The sequence below is a fragment of the Methylobacterium sp. 285MFTsu5.1 genome, assembly GCF_000383455.1.
GTDB lineage: Bacteria > Pseudomonadota > Alphaproteobacteria > Rhizobiales > Beijerinckiaceae > Methylobacterium.
In genome coordinates, this window is the sequence record NZ_KB911273.1 from 262213 (window position 1) to 281012 (window position 18800).

General features: G+C 70.1%; 19 protein-coding genes. 11 read left to right on the forward strand and 8 right to left on the reverse strand.

Annotated features, from left to right (window positions below; genetic code table 11):
* Nucleotides 1-63 precede the first annotated feature (63 nt).
* From H288_RS32250 to H288_RS0109855, 3 genes are all read left to right on the forward strand, one after another.
* Complete coding sequence (locus tag H288_RS32250; RefSeq protein ID WP_020092421.1) at nucleotides 64-702, forward strand: L,D-transpeptidase; 639 nt, start codon at nucleotides 64-66, stop codon at nucleotides 700-702.
* A 212-nt stretch (nucleotides 703-914) separates the two neighbouring features.
* The gene (locus tag H288_RS0109850) at nucleotides 915-1400 is read left to right on the forward strand and encodes an SRPBCC family protein (protein ID WP_020092422.1); all 486 of its coding nucleotides are present in this window, start codon (nucleotides 915-917) and stop codon (nucleotides 1398-1400) included.
* Nucleotides 1401-1599: 199 nt separating this feature from the next.
* Entirely contained in the window at nucleotides 1600-1944 is a 345-nt protein-coding gene (locus H288_RS0109855) for a hypothetical protein (RefSeq protein WP_020092423.1), read from the forward strand.
* 212 nt (nucleotides 1945-2156) lie between these two features.
* Here the strand turns inward: H288_RS0109855 and fdhE are convergent, their stop codons facing one another.
* From fdhE to H288_RS0109885, 5 genes are all read right to left on the reverse strand, one after another.
* Nucleotides 2157-3152 (reverse strand): formate dehydrogenase accessory protein FdhE, encoded by a 996-nt coding sequence (gene fdhE / locus H288_RS0109860; RefSeq protein WP_020092424.1) that lies wholly within the window; start codon nucleotides 3150-3152, stop codon nucleotides 2157-2159.
* 4 nt (nucleotides 3153-3156) lie between these two features.
* Nucleotides 3157-3879 (reverse strand): formate dehydrogenase subunit gamma, encoded by a 723-nt coding sequence (locus tag H288_RS0109865; protein WP_020092425.1) that lies wholly within the window; start codon nucleotides 3877-3879, stop codon nucleotides 3157-3159.
* 147 nt (nucleotides 3880-4026) lie between these two features.
* Nucleotides 4027-4959 carry a formate dehydrogenase subunit beta gene (fdxH, locus tag H288_RS0109870; RefSeq protein ID WP_020092426.1) on the reverse strand — a complete coding sequence of 311 codons (933 nt, stop codon included), beginning with the start codon at nucleotides 4957-4959 and terminating at the stop codon, nucleotides 4027-4029.
* Between the two features lie 15 nt (nucleotides 4960-4974).
* Nucleotides 4975-8055 carry a formate dehydrogenase-N subunit alpha gene (fdnG, locus tag H288_RS0109875; protein ID WP_081636462.1) on the reverse strand — a complete coding sequence of 1027 codons (3081 nt, stop codon included), beginning with the start codon at nucleotides 8053-8055 and terminating at the stop codon, nucleotides 4975-4977.
* Nucleotides 8056-8208: 153 nt separating this feature from the next.
* Nucleotides 8209-8550 (reverse strand): hypothetical protein, encoded by a 342-nt coding sequence (locus tag H288_RS0109885; RefSeq protein ID WP_020092429.1) that lies wholly within the window; start codon nucleotides 8548-8550, stop codon nucleotides 8209-8211.
* 224 nt (nucleotides 8551-8774) lie between these two features.
* Between H288_RS0109885 and H288_RS0109890 the strand changes: the two genes are divergently transcribed.
* The 7 genes from H288_RS0109890 (at nucleotide 8775) to H288_RS34755 (ending at nucleotide 14530) form a co-directional block, all read left to right on the forward strand.
* Nucleotides 8775-8960, forward strand: coding sequence for a hypothetical protein (locus H288_RS0109890; protein ID WP_020092430.1), 186 nt, complete (start codon nucleotides 8775-8777; stop codon nucleotides 8958-8960).
* A 411-nt stretch (nucleotides 8961-9371) separates the two neighbouring features.
* The gene (locus tag H288_RS0109895; RefSeq protein ID WP_020092431.1) at nucleotides 9372-10382 is read left to right on the forward strand and encodes a sulfate ABC transporter substrate-binding protein; all 1011 of its coding nucleotides are present in this window, start codon (nucleotides 9372-9374) and stop codon (nucleotides 10380-10382) included.
* An 11-nt stretch (nucleotides 10383-10393) separates the two neighbouring features.
* On the forward strand, nucleotides 10394-11248 hold the full coding sequence (gene cysT, locus H288_RS0109900) for a sulfate ABC transporter permease subunit CysT (RefSeq protein ID WP_012318099.1): 855 nt from the start codon (nucleotides 10394-10396) through the stop codon (nucleotides 11246-11248).
* A complete protein-coding gene (gene cysW, locus H288_RS0109905) occupies nucleotides 11241-12122 on the forward strand; it encodes a sulfate ABC transporter permease subunit CysW (RefSeq protein ID WP_020092433.1) in 882 nt (293 codons plus the stop codon). The genes cysT and cysW overlap by 8 nt, the downstream gene beginning before the upstream one ends.
* Before the next feature lie 16 nt (nucleotides 12123-12138).
* A complete protein-coding gene (locus H288_RS0109910) occupies nucleotides 12139-13164 on the forward strand; it encodes a sulfate/molybdate ABC transporter ATP-binding protein (RefSeq protein WP_026604806.1) in 1026 nt (341 codons plus the stop codon).
* A gap of 39 nt (nucleotides 13165-13203) precedes the next feature.
* Nucleotides 13204-14253 carry a cysteine synthase A gene (locus H288_RS0109915; RefSeq protein ID WP_020092435.1) on the forward strand — a complete coding sequence of 350 codons (1050 nt, stop codon included), beginning with the start codon at nucleotides 13204-13206 and terminating at the stop codon, nucleotides 14251-14253.
* 121 nt (nucleotides 14254-14374) lie between these two features.
* Nucleotides 14375-14530, forward strand: coding sequence for a hypothetical protein (locus H288_RS34755; RefSeq protein WP_007563230.1), 156 nt, complete (start codon nucleotides 14375-14377; stop codon nucleotides 14528-14530).
* A 100-nt stretch (nucleotides 14531-14630) separates the two neighbouring features.
* Here H288_RS34755 and H288_RS0109925 read toward each other — a convergent pair whose 3' ends face one another.
* On the reverse strand, nucleotides 14631-16106 hold the full coding sequence (locus H288_RS0109925; RefSeq protein ID WP_020092436.1) for a serine protease: 1476 nt from the start codon (nucleotides 16104-16106) through the stop codon (nucleotides 14631-14633).
* 224 nt (nucleotides 16107-16330) lie between these two features.
* Here H288_RS0109925 and H288_RS35610 point away from each other — a divergent pair, with 224 nt between their 5' ends.
* The gene (locus H288_RS35610) at nucleotides 16331-16507 is read left to right on the forward strand and encodes a hypothetical protein (RefSeq protein WP_012318104.1); all 177 of its coding nucleotides are present in this window, start codon (nucleotides 16331-16333) and stop codon (nucleotides 16505-16507) included.
* Between the two features lie 37 nt (nucleotides 16508-16544).
* Here the strand turns inward: H288_RS35610 and H288_RS0109935 are convergent, their stop codons facing one another.
* Both H288_RS0109935 and ccrA read right to left on the reverse strand, forming a co-directional pair.
* Nucleotides 16545-16844, reverse strand: a complete 300-nt coding sequence (locus tag H288_RS0109935; protein ID WP_020092438.1) for an alkylphosphonate utilization protein — start codon at nucleotides 16842-16844, stop codon at nucleotides 16545-16547.
* A 166-nt stretch (nucleotides 16845-17010) separates the two neighbouring features.
* Nucleotides 17011-18297 carry a crotonyl-CoA carboxylase/reductase gene (gene ccrA / locus H288_RS0109940; RefSeq protein WP_020092439.1) on the reverse strand — a complete coding sequence of 429 codons (1287 nt, stop codon included), beginning with the start codon at nucleotides 18295-18297 and terminating at the stop codon, nucleotides 17011-17013.
* Nucleotides 18298-18800: the final 503 nt, after the last annotated feature.

The following is an 18800-nucleotide window of genomic DNA, read 5'->3' on the forward strand; positions in this document are numbered from 1 at the left end:
ACGGTTTAGCGTGACGGCAAACCGTCGCGGTTTCTCGAGGCGCGTCTCGAGTCGGAGTCGCTCATGCGTATCGGTCTGATCTCCGTCCTGTCCGGGCTGCTCCTGTGCGCGGGGATCCCCGCGACGGCCAGCGCGGACGTGCTCGTCAACGTCGACAAGACCACCCAGCGCATGGAGGTCTCCGTCGACGGCCAGCCGCGCTATTCCTGGCCGGTCTCGACCGGCGTCGCGAGCTACGACACCCCGTCCGGCGCCTACCGCCCGTTCCGGATGGAGCGCACGCACTTCTCGAAGGAGTGGGACGACGCGCCCATGCCCTTCGCGATGTTCTTCACGACCCAGGGCCACGCCATCCACGGCACCAACCACGTCCGGAGCCTCGGGCGCGCGGCCTCGCACGGCTGCGTGCGCCTGTCGGTGCGCAACGCCGCGACCCTGTTCAACCTCGTGAAGAGCCAGGGCATGGGCCGGACGCGGGTGGTGATCGAGGGGGCGGATGTCCCGATGGCGGACCGCGGGCGGCGCGGCACCCGGCTCGCCCGGAACCGCAGCCCCTACGAGCCGGACGACCTGCTGGCGAACAGCGATCAGATGGGGCGCCGGTCGGTGCCGGCCTATTACCGCCCGGCGGCCCGGCCCGCCTATGCGCCCGCGACGGTCTACGGCTACCCGGCCGACGCCGACGAGACGGACGGCTGGTAGGCCTGATCGCGGCCCAGGCCCCGAGTATCAGCCGATCGGCGGCACGACAGCCCCTGCGCGCAGACGATCACCGGCCGCGTCGTCTGAGCGCGAAAGTCATGCGCCGCAGCGCCCGCCCATTGCCGAGCGCCCCCTCCCGGCCTAGCTCCTGCGCGGCCATCAGAGCCTGCGCGGCCCCTGCCGCGACCTGAGACGGACGGAGACACCCCGAGATGCCCTTCGCTTTCTGCCGGTCCCTTCCCCTCGCCGCCCTGGCGCTCGCCGCGGCCACCGTGCCGGGCTACGCCCTCGAGGTGACGCGCTCGGCCGACATCGCCGCGCCGCCGGCCAAGGTCTGGCAGACCATCGGCGAGTTCTGCGGCATCGGCGACTGGCACCCCGCCATCGAGAAGTGCGTCCTGTCGGACAAGGACGGCATGAAGGTCCGCACCCTCAGCCTCAAGGGCGGCGGCACCATCAAGGAGGAGCAGGTCTCCCGCGACGACAAGGTGATGAGCTACACCTACACGATCTTGGAGAGCCCGCTGCCGGTCTCGGACTACAAGTCGACCCTCTCGGTCGCCCCCGCCGGCTCCGGCTCGAAGGTGACCTGGAGCGGAACCTTCAACGCCAAGGGCGCGCCGGACACGGTCGCCACCGACGCGATCCAGGGCATCTACGATTCCGGCCTGAAGGCGCTCGCCGACAAGGCGAAGTAAGCCCGTCACGATTCGGAGCGCGCCGCCGACGCCGGATGCCGGCGGCGCGCACCAAGTCCCTCAGGCAACAGCGGAATCGCACGTTCGCGGCGAACCGCGTCCCGCGCTTCGCGCCCCTTCGGCATGTCGCCGGGGCGATTGACCCACCGCCAAGCTCGGCTCAGAACCTCGGCGGCGCGGCCCCTCGCGCCCCAACAGGATGATCGCCGTGCCCGCGTCCCGCCTCCCGATGCGCCTCAGCCTCGTCGCCCTCGCCGTCGCGGCGCTGGGCGCCTGCCAGCAGCGCGCCACGCCCGCGGTCACCGAGCCCTCGCCGATCGTGCCGGCGCCCCTGGCCCTGCCCACGGGCAGCGGTTGCGGCCCGGAGATCGCCCGCACGAAGGCGATCGTCGACAGCGACGTGGCCACCGGCAACCTCAACAAGCCGGTGGGCGACCGCTTCAGCGCCGACCTCGCCCACGCCGCCGCGGAGTGCTCGGCCGGCAAGTCGGGCGAAGCCCTGCACCTGCTCGCCGCCGCCAAGAGCCGCTACGGCTACCGCTGAGCGCGGGGCTTTCCTTTCCCGCCGCGCCTGCAGGATCGCGCTGTCGATCCTGCAGGCGCGTCCGACCCGGCCCCTCATCCCGCGGTGCGGAGCGCGGCGGAGGTCTCGAAGGCGGCCTCCAGGCGCCGCGCGCTCTCTGGAACTCGCCCTCGAGGCCCCCCGACACGGCCACCTCGGGACGAGGCCGTCGGTCGGGATGGGCGCATCCCGCGCTAGATCACGAACAGCAGGTTCAGTCCGGCGCGCCGGAACCCGTCCTCGGCGATCTTCAGGTCGAGCCCGTAGGACGCGATGTCGTCCGCCACCGGGTCGAGGGCCGGCGCTCGGTGCTGGTGGAGGTGCTTGATGTAGCTGTGGCAGGTCGTGCAGGTCTCGACCTGGACGTCCTTCGAGACCTCATCGAGCCCGTAATAGCTGACACTCTCGCCGTCGCCGCAGGCGGTGCAGCGGATCCGGACGTGGTTCCAGTACGTGCCGCAGACCGAGCAGCTGAGATACCGGGCCTTGTCGGCCGGGGTCCAGGAGACGATGACGCTCGCCACCGGCGCGCCGCCGCAGCACGGGCAGACGCCGTCCGCGACGGGCTTCAGCGTCCGCGTGTCGAGGCGCGCGGCCCGCTCGGCGAAGCGCACCTGCAACGCGGCTGAGACGAACAGGCATTCAGCGATCCGGTCGACCGGCAGCGCGCCCTCGAAAACCTGCACGGCGAGATCGCGGCGCTCCTCCGGCGCGGCGGCCCGCAGGGCATCCCGCGCCGCGGCCGAGGCCTCGGGCGCGGTCGCGAGATCCAGCGCGTCGAGCAGCGCCAGGAGGCACGCGTCGAAATCCTGGTCGGCCTCGAGGCTGTGCCGCGACAGCGGCGGCATGCCGTGCTCGCTCCGCAGCGCCTGATCGGCGGGATCCGGCGCCGGCGGGGCCGGAAACCGTGCCTGGATCGCCGCCTGGGCGCGGGCGACCTCACCGACGAACCGGAGATAGGCCTCCAGCGGGTGCCCTGGCGCGGCCTCCGCCAGGCGCGCGGCCCGGTCGGCGAACAGCGTCGCGGGATCGGGCAGGCGCACGAACGGGACCGAGCCCGAGATCCCGATCTTGTCGGGATCGGGCTTGAGCTCGCTGAAATCCCGGCGTCGGGGCTTCGGGGCCTCGGCGGGTTTCGGGGTCTTGTCCGCGGCCGGAGCCGCGGGTTTCCGCCTGAAGAAGTTGGCCACGCGATCAGGATCCGCGCTTGTCCACCGAGCCGCGGCGCGCCGGGCCGCCGGCCATCTGACGGAACCACTTGCGGTGATGCCGGTAGGCCCAGCCGCCCGTGACCGTGCCGCGGACCATCGCCCGGCCGGTGCCGCGCACCCAGATGCCGGCGTAGACGTGCACCACGATGATCGCGATGGCGATGACGGCGGCCAGCGAGTGCGCGAGCAGCGCCCAGCGCTGGGTCTCGATCGAGGTGAGGCCGCCGAAATAGGTGTTCCAGATCACGAGGCCGGTCACGAACATCACGCCGATCAGCGCGGTCTGGCCCCAGAACACGCCCTTCTGGCCGGCATTGTACTTGCCGAGCTCCGGCAGCCGGTCCTCGCGGTTGGTGACCACGTCGCCGATCTTCTTCGACCACTCGACATCGTCCTTGTTGGGGATGTTGAGCCGCCAGAAGCGCACGAACAGGAAGAGGAAGCTGATCGCCAGCGCCACGCCGAACCACGGGTGGACCGCCCGGGTCGCCTGCCCGCCGCCGAACAGGCCGGTCAGCGAGAACAGGTAGGGCGTGAACATCGCCAGCCCCGAGAGGGTCAGCAGCGTGAACAGGATCGCGGTGATCCAGTGGTTCACGCGCTGCACTCCGGTGTAGCGCGGGACGTACATCACCTCCGGCGCCTCGGACTTGGCGTGGTGGAGGGGGCGGGAATCGCCGTCCCGGACATCGTTCTGGATCGTCATCGGCCTTCACTCGCCTGACGGGGCCGCCCGTCGCGGCGGGCGGGCCGTGAAACTCGAAATCGGGTCTGGCGCCCGAGCCGTCTCCGCCCTACCGAAACCGTTCGGCGCGGCGCTCCCTCCCCCGCGGGGGAGGGAGACCGTCGCGTCTCAGTGCGGCCGGGCCTCGCCGCCATTCTCCCGGCGCTTGGCCTCGTCGTACTCGACCGCCTCTTCCTCCTCCTCGGGCACGACCTCGTTGGGGCCGGCCGTGACGTAGTGGAAGAAGCCCGCCACCGCCGCGAAGCCCATCGCGGCGAGACCGAACACCTTGGCGCCGCCCTTCCAGAAGGCGACCAGCGGCGAGATCTTCGGGTCGTTCGGCAGGCCCGCGTAGAGGTTCGGCTGGTCGGCGTGGTGCAGCACGTACATGACGTGCGTGCCGCCGACGCCGGCCGGGTCGTAGAGGCCGGCATGCGCGAAGCCACGCGACTTCAGGTCCTCGACCCGGTCGTGGGCCTGATCGATCATGGCCTGCTTGGTGCCGAACATGATCGAGCCGGTCGGGCAGGCCTTGGCGCAGGCCGGGGCCTGACCCACCGCCACTCTGTCCGAGCACAGGGTGCACTTGTACGCCTTGTGGTCGGTCTGGCTGATGCGCGGGATGTTGAAGGGGCAGCCCTTCACGCAGTAGCCGCAGCCGATGCAGTTCTCCTCGATGAAGTCGACGATGCCGTTGGAGTACTGCACGATCGCGCCGGGAGACGGGCAGGCCTTCAGGCAGCCCGGCTCGGTGCAGTGCATGCAGCCGTCCTTGCGGATCAGCCATTCGAGGTTGTTGGTCTCCGGGTTCTCGTACTCGGTGAACCGCATCAGGGTCCACGACTTCGGCGTGAGGTCGTGGGGGTTCTGGTAGGTGCCCGTGTTGACACCGATGTCGTCGCGCAGGTCGTTCCACTCCTCGCACGCCGACTGGCAGGCCTTGCAGCCGATGCACTTCGACACGTCGATGAGCTTGGCGACCTCCACCTGACGGCGGATCTCCGGCGGCGTCTCCGTGGAGGCGGAGCGCTGGCGGATGTCGAGGGAGCTGTAGTCAGCCATGTCTGCCGCTCCCCCTTACGCGACCGCGTCCGACGGAGGCGTGGTCGGCTCGATGTTCACGAGCCAAGCCTTGAACTCCGGCGTCTCGGTGTTCGCGTCGCCGACGACGGGCGTCAGCGAGTTCGGGTGCCATCCTTTCTTGGTGTGGCCCATGAAGCCCCAGTGCTGCGGGATGCCGACGACGTGGACGGGCTTGCCGTCGCAGATCAGCGGCTTGATCCGCTTCGTCACCACCGCCTTGGCCTTCAGGGAGCCGCGCTTCGACCAGACGCGGACCCAGCCGCCCTTGGCGATGCCCTTCTCCTTGGCGAGCTCCTCCGAGATCTCCACGAAGGCCTCCGGCTGGAGGATCGCGTTGATCCGGGCGTGCTTGGTCCAGCCGTGGAAGTGCTCGGTCAGGCGGTAGCTCGTCGCCGCGTAGGGGAACTCCTTCGCGTCGCCGAGGTCGGCGAGGTCGTCCTTGAAGATGCGGGACGCGGGCGCGCCCTTGATCTTCGGGAAGGCGAGGTTGGCCACCGGGGACTCGAAGGGCTCGTAGTGCGTCGGGAACGGCCCGTCGCGCATGAGGCCGCGGGTCCACAGGCGGGCGACGCCCTCCTGGTTCAGGATGAACGGGCCGACGCCCTTATCGGGGGCGACGGTGACGCCGTAATCCGGCACGTCGAAGCCGATCCACTGCTTGCCGTTCCACTCGATGAGCTTCTTCTTCTCCGACCACGGGCGACCCTCGGGGTCGCACGAGGCGCGGTTGTAGAGCACGCGCCGGTTGGCCGGCCACGCGAAGGCCCAGTTCGGCGCGATGCCGCGGTCACCGGGGTCGGTGTTGTCCCGGCGGGCCATCATGTTGCCCTTCTCGGTGTAGCAGCCCGAGTAGATCCAGCAGCCGCAGGCGGTCGTCCCGTCGTCCTTGAGCTGGGCGAAGCCGTCGACCTGCTTGCCCGCCGGGATGATCGTCCCGTTGAGGTCCGGCGTCGGCGCCAGCGTGTAGCCGTTGAGCTCGCGGGCGAGCTCGGTCGGCGTCGGCGCCTCGGCGATCGCGTAATCCCACTTCAGATTGACGATCGGGTCCGGGAAGGCCCCGCCATCCTTCTTGTAGGCCGCCTTCATGCGGAGGAAGATCTCCGACATGATCTCGATGTCGGAGCGGCACTCGCCCGGCGCCTCCTGCGCCTGCCAGTGCCACTGCAGCCACCGGCTGGAGTTCGACAGCGAGCCTTCCTCCTCCACGAACAGGGTGGTCGGAAGCTCGAACACCTCAGTCTGGATCTTGGTCGGATCGACGTCGTTGTACTCGCCGTGATTCTCCCAGAACCGGGCCGTCTCGGTCTTGAGCGGATCCATCACCACGATGAACTTCATCTTGGAGAAGGCTTCCGTCATCTTGGCGCGATTGGGGAACGACAGCAGGGGGTTGAAGCCCTGGATGACGTAGCCGGTCATCTTGCCCTGCTTGGCGAGCTCGAACCCGCGCAGCACGTCGTAGGTCGGCACGTCGAGCTTGGGCAGGTAATCGTACGCCCAGTCGTTCTCCTTGGTGGCCTTGTCGCCCCACATCGCCTTCTGGAACGAGACGAAGAACTTGTTGTAGTTCTGCCAGTAGCTCGTCTGCCCAGGACGCAGCGGCTTGAACTGCCGCTTGGCGATGTAGCTCGCGTAGTCGGGCTCCTTCTCCACCGGGATGTTCAGGTATCCGGGGATGAGGTTCGACATCAGCCCGATATCGGTCAGCCCCTGGATGTTGGAGTGACCGCGCAGGGCCTGCATGCCGCCGCCGAGCACGCCGATGTTCCCGAGCAGCGTCTGCACGATGCACATCGAGCGGATGTTCTGCGAGCCCTTGGAGTGATGGGTCCAGCCGAGCGCGTAGAGCGAGGCCATCGACTTCTCGGGGGAAGCCGTCGTCGCCATCAGCTCGCAGACCTTCAGGAAGGTCTCCTTGGGCGAGCCGCAGATTTTTTCCACCATCTCGGGCGTGTAGATCGCGAGATGCTTCTTGAGGAGCTGCATCACGCAGCGCGGATGCTGCATCGTCTCGTCGACCACGGCGTAGCCGTCGGGGCCGATCTCGTAGTCCCAGGTGGTCTTGTCGTAGTCGCGCTTGTCCGCGTCGTAGCCCGTGAACAGCCCCTCGCTGAAGTCGTAGCCCTCGCGGACCACGTACCCGGCGTTGGTGTAGGCGGAGACGTAGCGGTGCTGCAGCTTGTCGTTGTCGAACAGGTACTTGGCCACCCCCGACAGGAAGGCGATGTCGGTCCCCTGCCGGATCGGGCAGTAGAGATCGGCCACCGACGCCGTGCGGGTGAAGCGCGGATCGACGACGATCAGCTTGGCATTGTTATGGGCTTTCGCCTCCACGACCCACTTGAAGCCGCAGGGGTGGGCCTCGGCGGCATTGCCGCCCATCACGGTGATCACGTCCGCGTGCTTGATGTCCATCCAGAGGTTGGTCATCGCACCGCGTCCGAAGGAGGGCGCCAAACTGGCGACCGACGGACCGTGTCAAACTCTGGCCTGATTATCGAAGACCAGGGCCCCCATGCTTCGGACTGTCTTGTAGGTCAGCCACGCCGTCTCGTTGGTGGTGGCCGAGGCCCCGAGGAAGCCCATCGTGGTCCACCGGTTGACCGTGAGGTCGCCGTTCTTGGCCACGAAGTTCTTGTCCCGGTCCTCCTTCATGAGCTGCGCGATGCGGTCGAGGGCGAAGTCCCAGGACACGCGCTTGAACTCGGAGGAACCCGGGGCCCGATGGAGCGGGTACTTGGTGCGGGTCTCGGCGTGCACGAAGTCGAGCAGCGCCGAGCCCTTCGGGCAGAGCGTGCCGCGGTTGACCGGATGATCCGGATCGCCCTCGATGTGCATGACCGAGGAGCGCGCGTTCTTCGAACGGTCGCCGAGGCTGTAGAGGATGACGCCGCACGCGACCGAGCAGTACGGGCACGTGTTGCGGGTCTCGCGCATCTGCGCGAGCTTGAACGGCCGCACCGCGGCGGCCATGGCGGGCTCGAGTCCGCCGAATCCGAGCGCGCCCAGCGAGCCGCCAGCGAGGCCGGCGCCGGCCCCCTTGAGCAGGCCACGCCTTGAGACCTGGACCGTCATCTCCGCTCCGTAAAAGCGATCTGGTATAATTCCAAGCTGTCCCAAAAAAGCGTGCGCGAGGCAAGTGCGGTTGCGTGACACAGCAAGTTGCCGTGTCTCAGCCGAAGCAACACGTTTGTCGCACCGGCATCATCCTGCATGAGAACGGTTTTTTTACTTGCTGGGATTGGCCGGATTGGCGCCTGACGGGCCGGCCGTGCGGTGCTCCAGGGGCGCCTGCGGCTCGGTGGCGGAGGTGCCGCCGGGCTGGGCCGGCGGCACGGGACGGTCGGCATTCTCCTTGATCGAGTTGCCGCCCGGGTCCGGCGCGTCCTTGGCGGCCGACTGCTCCCGCGGCACCGGGGCCTGGCTCCAGCCGTCCTGCGCGCTGCGGGACTTGTCGCCCATTGCGTCGACGCCCTTGATCTCGCCCGGTTTCGTCTGCGCGAGACAGGGCGACGCCGCCGTCGCGAGACCGAGGAGCACCGACATCATCAGGGGAATCGAGCGGGACACGGGGCGCCTCCTGGCAGCAGGGGGAATGCGGGGAGAATGGCAGCGGGGGATGAAGAGCGGGGAATGCCCGGGCAACGTAGCCTTTGCGGCGGCAGTTCCGGCCTGCGACACCGACCCGGCACGGGGCACCGGGATCGCGCGGCGGCAGCGCGGCCGCGGCGGTGACGGCTCCTTAACCAAACCTTGCAACCGTACGTGTCCACAGGTGCGAGGATTTTCCGGTCATGTCGAAGCCGCATCCCGAACGCCCCTGCGAGACCGAGCGGTCGGTCGACGCGCCGCCGCTGAGCTCCGACATCCGGCGCCATCTCGGCCAGAACCTGCGCGCGCTCTTCAGCGAGACGCTGGCGGCCCCGGTCGACAAGCGGCTGGAGGCCCTGATCGCCCGGCTCGACAAGCCGAAGCGCTGACCCGGACCGCCGCCGGCAGGGGAGCGGAGGATCGCCGTCTTGCGGGCAACCGCGTGCGGCGCGAACCGCCGACGGCTCTCGCCGGCCCGCGGAATGCCGCCCGATGTGCGCTAGAGCACTTAAGATCGTTCGTTCTGAGAAACCCGATTCCGCGCACGAAATCTTCTCCATCGGCGACGCCACAGAGAAGATCCATGCGTTCTGATCGTCTACCGCCCTGAGTTATCTTGCATTTCCGGCACGATCGTCGATCCTGATCACGTTACGGCATCACGCGGGTCCACACCCGAGACTTGACTTCGTTCGGTAAAAAGAACGATTTCGCGCCTCCCGGGGACGCCTGTCCCCTGCGTCGCAACCGCGGATGGCTGGGGATCGGACGTGATGACGAACGCTTCAGGTCTGGGCCGGATGGCTCGGGCGATCGGGCTGACCCTTCTGGCCGGAGCCGGCCTGCTGACCTGCGCGCTGCCGGCCGCGGCCGAGACCGCGCTCCTCAACGTCTCGTACGATCCGACCCGCGAGCTCTACCGCGAGATCAACGCCGCCTTCGCGGAAGAGTGGAAGGCCAAGACTGGCGAGGCCATCACGGTGCGGGCCTCGCACGGCGGCTCGGGCGCGCAGGCGCGCACGGTGATCGACGGGGTGGACGCCGACGTGGTCACCCTCGGCATCCCGTCCGACATCGACGCGATCGCCAAGCTCACCCGCAAGATCCCGGAGGATTGGCGCAGCAAGCTGCCGAACCAGGGGACGCCCTACACCTCGACGGTGGTGTTCCTGGTCCGGAAGGGCAACCCGAAGGGCGTCAAGGACTGGGACGACCTGGTCAAGCCCGACGTGAAGGTGATCACCCCGAATCCGAAGACCTCGGCCGGCGGGCGCTGGAACTTCCTCGCCGCCTGGGGCTACGCCTACGGGAAGGACAAGGACGCCGCGAAGGCCGACGCCTTCGTCGGGCAGGTCTACAAGAACGTGCCGGTGCTCGACACCGGCGCCCGCGGCTCGACGGTGACCTTCGCGCAGCGCGGCCTCGGCGACGTCCTGCCGACCTGGGAGAACGAGGCCTACCTCGTGCTCCAGGAATTCGGCGCCGACAAGTTCGACATCGTCTCGCCGCCGACCTCGATCTACGCCGAGCCGCCTGTGGCCCTGGTGGCGGTCAATGCCGAGCGGAAGGGCACCACCAAGGCGGCCCAGGCCTATCTCGACTTCCTCTACGGCGACCGCGCCCAGGCGATCTTCGCCAAGCACCATTACCGGCCGATCCGGCGGGAGGCGGCCGCCCCGGCGGACCTCGCCCAGCTGCCCGAGATCAAGCTGTTCAAGATCGAGGACCTCCAGGGATCCTGGGACGAGATCCAGAAGCGGAACTTCGACGCCGGCGGCCTGTTCGACCGTCTGAGCCGGGCCGGCCGCTGAGGCTTCAGATCATGGTCCAGACGCCCCGTCCCCGTCGGACGTTCCGACGGCCGAGCGTGATCCCGGGCTTCGGGATCAGCTTCGGCTACACGCTGACCTGCCTCGGCCTGATCGTCCTGCTGCCGCTGGCCGGACTGGTGGTGAAGGCCTCGGGGCTCGGCCTGTCGGGCATTTGGGAGGTCGCCACCGATCCGCGGGTCGCCAGCGCCCTGCGGATCAGCTTCGGCGTCTCGGCCATCGCGGCGCTCGTCGCCTCGGCCTTCGGCTTCCTGGTGGCCTGGGTGCTGACGCGCTACCGCTTCCCGGGCCGCAAGCTGGTCGACGCCGCCGTCGACCTGCCCTTCGCCCTGCCCACCGCGGTCGCCGGCATCGCGCTCGCCTCGCTCTACGCGCCGGACGGTCTGCTCGGCGCGCCGCTCGCGCGCCTCGGCATCCAGGCGGCCTACACGCCGGTCGGCATCTTCATCGCCATGGTGTTCATCGGCCTGCCCTTCGCGGTGCGGACCGTGCAGCCGCTGATCGCCGAGATCGACAAAGAGATCGAGGAGGCGTCGGCCACCCTCGGGGCGACGCGCCTCGTCACCCTCACCCGGGTGGTGCTGCCACCGCTGATCCCAGCGGTGCTCACCGGCTTCGCGCTCGCCTTCGCCCGGGGTGTCGGCGAGTACGGCTCGATCATCTTCATCGCCGGCAACCTGCCCTACGTGTCGGAGATCGCGCCGCTGCTCATCGTCATCAAGCTCTCCGAGTTCGACTACGGCGGCGCGGCGGCCATCGCGACGATCATGCTCGGGATCTCGTTCCTGACGCTGCTCGCCATCAACCTCATCCAGGCCTGGTCACGGCGGCGGTTCGGCTATGTCTGAGATCTTCTCCCCCGCCTTCGTGCCGGCCGCCAAGCCGGCCCCGGTCGCCTCGGAAGGGGTCGGCGTCCGCGCGGTCCTGATCGGGATCGCCGTGGCGTTCCTGGCGCTGTTCCTGGTGCTGCCGCTGTTCGCGGTCTTCCTCCAGGCCTTCTCGAAGGGGCTCGGGGCCTTCCTGGACGCGTTCCGGGAGCCCGACGCCTGGAGCGCGATCCGCCTGACGCTGACCGTGGCGGCGATCGCGGTGCCGTTCAACGTCGTGTTCGGGCTGGCCGCCTCCTGGGCGATCGCCAAGTTCGAGTTTCCTGGCAAGTCGCTGCTGATCACCCTGATCGACCTGCCGTTCTCGGTCTCGCCGGTGGTCTCCGGGATGATCTACGTGCTGCTGTTCGGGTCCCAGGGCCTGTTCGGCTCCTGGCTCGTCGATCACGGCATCCAGATCCTGTTCGCCTTGCCGGGGATCGTCCTGGCGACGGTGTTCGTGACCTTCCCGTTCGTCGCCCGCGAGCTGATCCCGCTGATGCAGGAGCAGGGCACCGCCGAGGAGGAGGCGGCGCTGACGCTCGGCGCCTCGGGCCTGCACGCGTTCCGGACGGTGACGCTGCCCAATATCCGCTGGGGCCTGCTCTACAGCGTGCTCCTCTGCAATGCCCGGGCGATGGGCGAATTCGGAGCGGTGTCGGTGGTGTCGGGCCACATCCGCGGCCTGACCAACACCATCCCACTCCACGTGGAGATCCTCTACAATGAGTACAACTTCGTCGCCGCATTCGCCGTCGCTTCGCTCCTCGCCGTCCTTGCCCTCATCACCCTCGTCCTCAAATCCGTCCTCGAATGGCGCTTCGCGGGTGAGCTCGCGCACGGCCGGGCACACTGATCGCCCCTCCACGGCGATCCGGGTCGAGAACGTCTCGAAGACGTTCGACACAGCGGCGGTGCTGCACGACCTGTCGCTGGACGTGCGGGCGGGCGAGCTGATCGGGCTCCTCGGCCCGTCGGGCTCGGGCAAGACGACGCTGCTGCGGATCATCGCCGGGCTCGACGCGCCGGACCGGGGCCGGATCCTGTTCGGCGGCGACGACGCCACCGGCCTGCCGGTGCAGGAGCGGGCCGTGGGCTTCGTGTTCCAGCACTACGCCCTGTTCAAGCACATGAGCGTGGCCGACAACATCGCCTACGGGCTGAACGCGCGGCGCCGCGTCGACCGGCCGGCCAAGGCCGAGATCAAGCGCCGGGTCGGCGACCTGCTCGACCTGATCCGCCTCTCCGGCTTCGGCGACCGCTACCCGTCGCAGCTCTCCGGCGGCCAGCGGCAGCGGGTGGCGCTCGCCCGGGCCCTCGCGGTCGAGCCGCGGGTTCTCCTGCTGGACGAGCCCTTCGGCGCGCTCGACGCCCAGGTCCGCAAGGACCTGCGCCGCTGGCTGCGCGAGATCCACGACCGCACCGGCCAGACCACGATCTTCGTCACCCACGACCAGGACGAGGCGCTGGAGCTGTCCGACCGCGTGGCCGTGCTCGATCGCGGCCGCCTGGAGCAGGTCGGCACGCCCGACGAGGTGCAGGAGAACCCGGCCTCCGCCACCGTGATGAAGTTCCTGGGCGATTCCGTCGAGGTCGAGGCGATCGCCGAGGGCGGCCGGGTGCTGGTCCGGGGCCGGGAGACGCCGGTCGTGGCGCCCGCCAGCCTGTTCGGCCCGGTCAAGCTCTACGTCCGGCCCTGGCAGCTGCAGCTCGCCGAGCCCGAGGCCGCGCACCTGTCGGGCACCGTGCGCAGCTCGTACCGGACGCAGGGGCGCCAGCGGATCGAGGTGGCCGACGCCGAGGGGCGCGTCCTCGCCGTGGAGGATTTCGACGGCGTGCGCTACCCGGCCGGGCACCCGGTCGGCCTGCGGATCAACGGCGGGCACGTGTTCGGGTGAGGCTCGCCAGCGGCCGCGCGGCACCCTAGGCTCCCGACCATGACCGTACCGAGTCGCGAACCCGCCTCCGACGTCCTGGCCGCCATCGGCCAGACGCCGCTGATCCGCCTGCGCCGCGCCTCCGAGGAGACCAGCTGCACCATCTACGGCAAAGCGGAGTTCCTGAATCCCGGCCTGTCGGTGAAGGACCGGGCGGCGCTCTCGATCGTGCGGGACGCGGAGTCGCGGGGCCTGATCCGCCCGGGCGGCACGATCGTCGAGGGCACTGCCGGCAACACCGGCATCGGCCTCGCCCTGGTGGCCTCGGTGCGCGGCTACCGGACGCTGATCGTCATCCCGGTCACCCAGTCCGAGGAGAAGAAGCAGACCCTGCGGCTCGCGGGCGCCCGGCTGGTGGAAGTGCCGGCGGTGCCCTTCGCCAACCCGAACAACTACGTCCACGTGGCCCGGCGGCTCGCGGAGAAGCTCGCCGCCACCGAGCCGGCGGGCGCCTTCTTCGCCGACCAGTTCGACAACGTCGCCAATCGGCAGGCCCATGTCGACGGCACCGGCCCGGAGATCTGGGCGCAGACCGGAGGCCGGGTCGACGGCTTCGTCTGCGCGGCCGGCACCGGCGGCACGCTGGCCGGCACCGCCGAGGCCCTGCGCGCCCGCAATCCGCAGGTGCGGATCGCGCTGTCGGATCCGGAGGGTTCGGCCCTCTACGCCCACTACACGACCGGCACCCTGAAGGCCGAGGGCTCCTCGATCACCGAGGGGATCGGCCAGGGGCGGATCACCCGGAACCTCGAGGGCTTCACCCCCGACCGCGCCTTCCAGATCCCGGACCGCGAGGCCCTCGACATCGTCTTCGAGCTGATGCGGGAGGAGGGGCTGTCGCTGGGCGGCTCGTCGGGCATCAACGTCGCCGGGGCGATCCGGCTGGCCCGGGACCTCGGGCCCGGTCACACGATCGTGACGATCCTCTGCGACGGGGCGGCCCGCTACGCCTCGAAGCTGTTCAACCCGGCCTTCCTCACCGAGCGCGGCCTGCCGGTTCCGGGCTGGCTCGACGCGCCCGCGGAGGCTCTGCCGGACTGGCACGCCTGAGGCCGGGGTCTCATCCGGAATTTTCCTCACAAAAGCGTGGCTTGGCGTTGAACGGAACGGAATGTCGCAGCGTTTGAACGGTCACGCTCGCACCAGCGCGACCGTCCGGAGAACGCGACCGATGTCCCTCGTCACCATCCTGCTCATCATCCTGATCATCCTGGCCTTCGGCGGCGGCGGCTTCCTCGGCGGCGGCGCGTATCGCGGCCCCGGCTTCGGCCTGGGCGGCATCCTGCTCATCGTGCTGATCGTGCTCCTGGTCACCGGGCGGCTCTGAGCGGCGGCCCGTCGCCTGGGCGGACGACTTGTCCGCCCAGGCTCGTGAACGCCGGCGGATCCCGCGCGAGCGACAGGGGATCCGCAGCGCGACCCCCATCTCAGCGGCAGGTGATCCCCACCACGGCGGGCGCGACCCCGCCGGGCCCGCCACCCGAGTGCGGCGCCGCCGCGGCGATGCCCTGGGCGGCGAGGAAGGCGGAGATCGCCCGCGCCGAAACGACCGGCAGGCGTGCCGGCGGCACCACCCCGGCGACCCGGCGCGGCGCCGCGGGATAGCGGGCGACGAGACCGACGAGGGCCCCCGACCGGTCCAGCACCGGCGCGCCGCCGGAACCCGGCTGGAGCGCCGCGATCACGTCGCCGCCCCGCGCCTCACCGGGAGCGGCCTGGACCCCGTCCGCACCCGGCGCCAGGGCGATCACGCTCTCCTCGGCACCGACGGGCTCGGTCCGGAGCGCGGGCCGGAGCGGGGCGGGGGCGCCGGGCACATCGAGGAGGGCGAGGCCGGCGGGATCGGTGGCGAGCACCCGCGCCGATGCCGCGCCGATCCTGGGCTGGGCGCAGCCCTCCAGCACGGCTGCGGCGGTCAGCACGCGTCCCGGCGCCACCGCGAGACCCGCGCCCGCGGCCGGCGCGGGGGAGAGGCTCGCCGGCCTCAGCGGCGCGGCCTGCGGCTGGGGCGCCGGGTGGGCGGCGACGCGGGCCGCCGGTGCCGGACCCGGGCTCGGGGGTAGCTGCGCGGCCGGCGCGGCGGCGGGATCGGGAAACGGCACGAAAGCGTTTGCCACGGCGATCACGAGCCGGTCGACCTCCGGCGCCAGGGCGCGATCGTAGCCGAGCAGGAACCCCCGCACGCCCTCCGGTCCGGATGCGTAGCGGATGTAGGACAGTCCCGGCCCGGTCTCGGCGGTGACCACCACGGTGTCCGGCCGCCGCAGCTTGTAGGTCACCTTGCGGCCGGGGAGCGGCGCGGTCGCCTTCTCGAACAGCGCGTCCAGGCTCTCGCTCCCTGGCGGGAAGGCGCGGGATTCGAGGGTGACGCGGCCGTCCTGGCTCTGCCAGCGGGTTCCGGAGGGGAGGGCGGTCCGTTTCGCCAGGAGTCTCTCGGGCACGCCCATCACGGCGCCGGTCCCGGGATCGACCGCGACGCGGAAGCGCGCCGCGTTCCGCGCCGCCGCGCCGGCGGCCAGCAGCGCCGCCCGGCCGCGCGGATCGAGGGGGTCGGCCCCGCCGGTCCGGGCGCCGTAGGCGGTGAGCGCCTCGAGAGTCCGGCGCCCGAAGGCCCCCGACACGACGGCGTTGAAGTTGCCGGTCCAGACCAGGGCGTCCTGGACGGCCTTGCGGTCGGCCTCCGGCAGGGCCTCGAAGCCCGCCCGCATCGCCTCGAAGACGGGGTCGGCCGGCGCGCCGGCCGCCGACGCGGGTCTGGGGGCGGCCCGGGCGGGCGCCGGCCGGTCCTGGGCCCCGACAGGCCCGGTGCCGAGGGCGATCAGGATCGCGAGGGCCGTCGCGCGCCGGGCGCGGCCGCGCAGGGTATCCGGGTTCCGACACCGCGACGCGTCACCCGAATCCATGCCCGCCCCCGACCCTTTCTGCCCCGCGTCGTCCCGATCCTGGCAGAGGCCGCCGCGACAGGCCAGATCAATCCGGTGCCGGGCCGGTGTCGGCCCGGTCCCGGCAGCCGTGCGTCCGGCGCCGCGATGCGCTACAGGGCCGATGTCCGGCCATGGGCGGCGGCCGGATCCCGGATCGGTCGTCCGGCCACGCGATGCCGCCACGGTTCGACGCGGAGCCCGGCATGAGCGACACGAACAACACCTTCAAGAAGGCGCCCAAGCGCAAGGCCGCCAAGGGCAAGAGCATCAGCGTCTCACCGGAGATGCGGCAGGCCTACGCCGACCTGATCCAGGAGCGCGCCGAGAAGCAGGAGGCCTACGGCCGCCACCTGCCGCAGGACGAGACGCGGCGGCGGTAGCGCGGGCGGCCGAAGGAAGCGCCGCCCCGCATCGGCCTCAGCGCTTGCGCACGAACTCGGTGCGCAGCACGAGGCCCTTGATGGTGTCGTGGCGGCAGTCGATCTCCTCCGGATCGTCCGTGAGCCGGATCGACCGGATGACCGTACCCTGCTTCAGGGTCTGGTTCGCGCCCTTGACCTTGAGGTCCTTGATCAGCGTGACCGAATCGCCGTCGGCCAGGACGTTGCCGGCCGCGTCGCGGACGGCTCTCGCCTCGGCGGGCGCGGCCGCGGATCCGGGCGGGAGCCACTCGCCCGTCGCCTCGTCGTAGACGTAAGCCTCGTCGTCGCCGCTCAAAACCGTGCCCCCTGTCCGGATCGGGGCCGGGTCCTGTGAGGATCGCGTGGGCCCGTCATCAGCGCCCCGGCACACCGAATCGGTCGCCGAGTCGGCGCGGGACGCCGCGAGCCTAGCCGATCGGGCCGTCCCCGCGCGAGAGCGGGAACCGGCCCGACGGAGCGCCTTACCGCTTCAGCGGACCGGCCTCGATCACGTCCTCGACCGTGCGCAGGCCGGCGCGCGGGGAGTTGACGAGGCAGGCCATGTTACCCGGCGGGTGCTGGTTCTTCCACATCTTGGTGTGGGCCTGGGGGATCTTGTCCCAGGGGAAGACCTCGCTCATGCACGGGTCGATCCGCCGGTCGAGCACGAACTGGTTCGCCGACGAGGCCTGCTTGAGGTGGGCGAAGTGCGAGCCCTGGATGCGCTTCTGCCGCATCCAGACGTAGCGGGCGTCGAAGGTGATGTTGAAGCCGGTCGTGCCGGCGCAGAACACCACCATGCCGCCGCGCTTCACCACCAGCGCCGAGACCGGGAAGGTCGCCTCGCCCGGATGCTCGAACACGATGTCGACGTCCTGCTTGCCGGTGATGTCCCAGATCGCCTTGCCGAACTTCCGCGCCTCCTTGGTCCAGGCGTGGAACTCGGTGCTGTTGACCTTGGGGAGCTGACCCCAGCAGTCGAAGTCCTTGCGGTTGATGACGCCCTTGGCGCCGAGGCTCATCACGTAGTCGCGCTTCGACTCGTCCGAGATCACCGCGATGGCGTTGGCGCCCGAGGCCGCGCAGAGCTGCACGCCGAACACGCCGAGGCCGCCGGAGGCACCCCAGATCAGCACGTTCTGGCCCGGCTTCACCGTGTGCGGGGCGTGGCCGAACAGCATGCGGTAGGCGGTGGCGAGCGTCAGCGTGTAGCAGGCGGCCTCCTCCCAGGTGAGGTGCTTCGGCCGGACCATGAGCTGGCGGGACTGCACCCGGCAGAACTGCGCGAACGAGCCGTCGCCGGTCTCGTAGCCCCAGATCCGCTGCGAGGGCGAGAACATCGGGTCGCCGCCGTTGCACTCCTCGTCGTCGCCGTCGTCGCGGTTGCAGTGGACGATGACCTCGTCGCCGACCTTCCAGCGCTTCACCTTGGAGCCGACCTTCCAGACGATGCCGGAGGCGTCGGAGCCCGCGATGTGGTACTCGCCCTTATGGACGTCGAAGGGCGAGATCGGCTCGCCGAGGCCGGCCCAGACGCCGTTGTAGTTGACGCCCGCCGCCATGACGTAGACCAGCACCTCGTCGTCGCCGATCTCCCAGACCGGCAGCACCTCGAGCTGGTGGGACTGTTCCGGGGGTCCGTGCCGCTCGCGCCGGATCGCCCAGGCATACATCTTGGCCGGCACATGACCCAGCGGCGGGATCTCACCCATCTCGTAGAGGTCCTTGACCTCCCCGCCCGTCGGACTGATCGCAGCGCTCGCCGCCATCTCGCTCTCCTCTCGTCCCGCGTGTTTCTCACGGCCGCGGTTCTCCATCGCGCTATACCGGCGATGCCGGAGGCGTCCAAGTGGGCCGAAAGTCGAAAGCCGACGGTTTCCGACATGAAAAAAGCGCGAGCACAGGGCGCGCAGCCACGTATTCAAAATCGGCTTTCCGGCAGACCAAGTATTATTCGGCGCCGGCCTCGGTCGCCCCGGCCCCGAGACCTTGCCCGACTCCACCGCCGCGCACCCGAGCTACCCCGGGCCGTCCGGCGAGCACATGCACCTCTAAGTCATTGTTTCGACTTGCTCTCTCGCGCCTGAACAGCGGCCAATCCCGCGAAGAACAGTTCAGGTGGACATTATACCAGCACTGATAAAGCGGATCGGGACCGTCGCGCGGCACCGTCCGGACCGCGGGTGCGGGCGGCGCGCGGGCGGCGGCGCGCCGCGGCGCCTTCAAATCCCGCTGTTCCGGCGGGCAAGTTTTTTCATGAGCCGCGGATGCC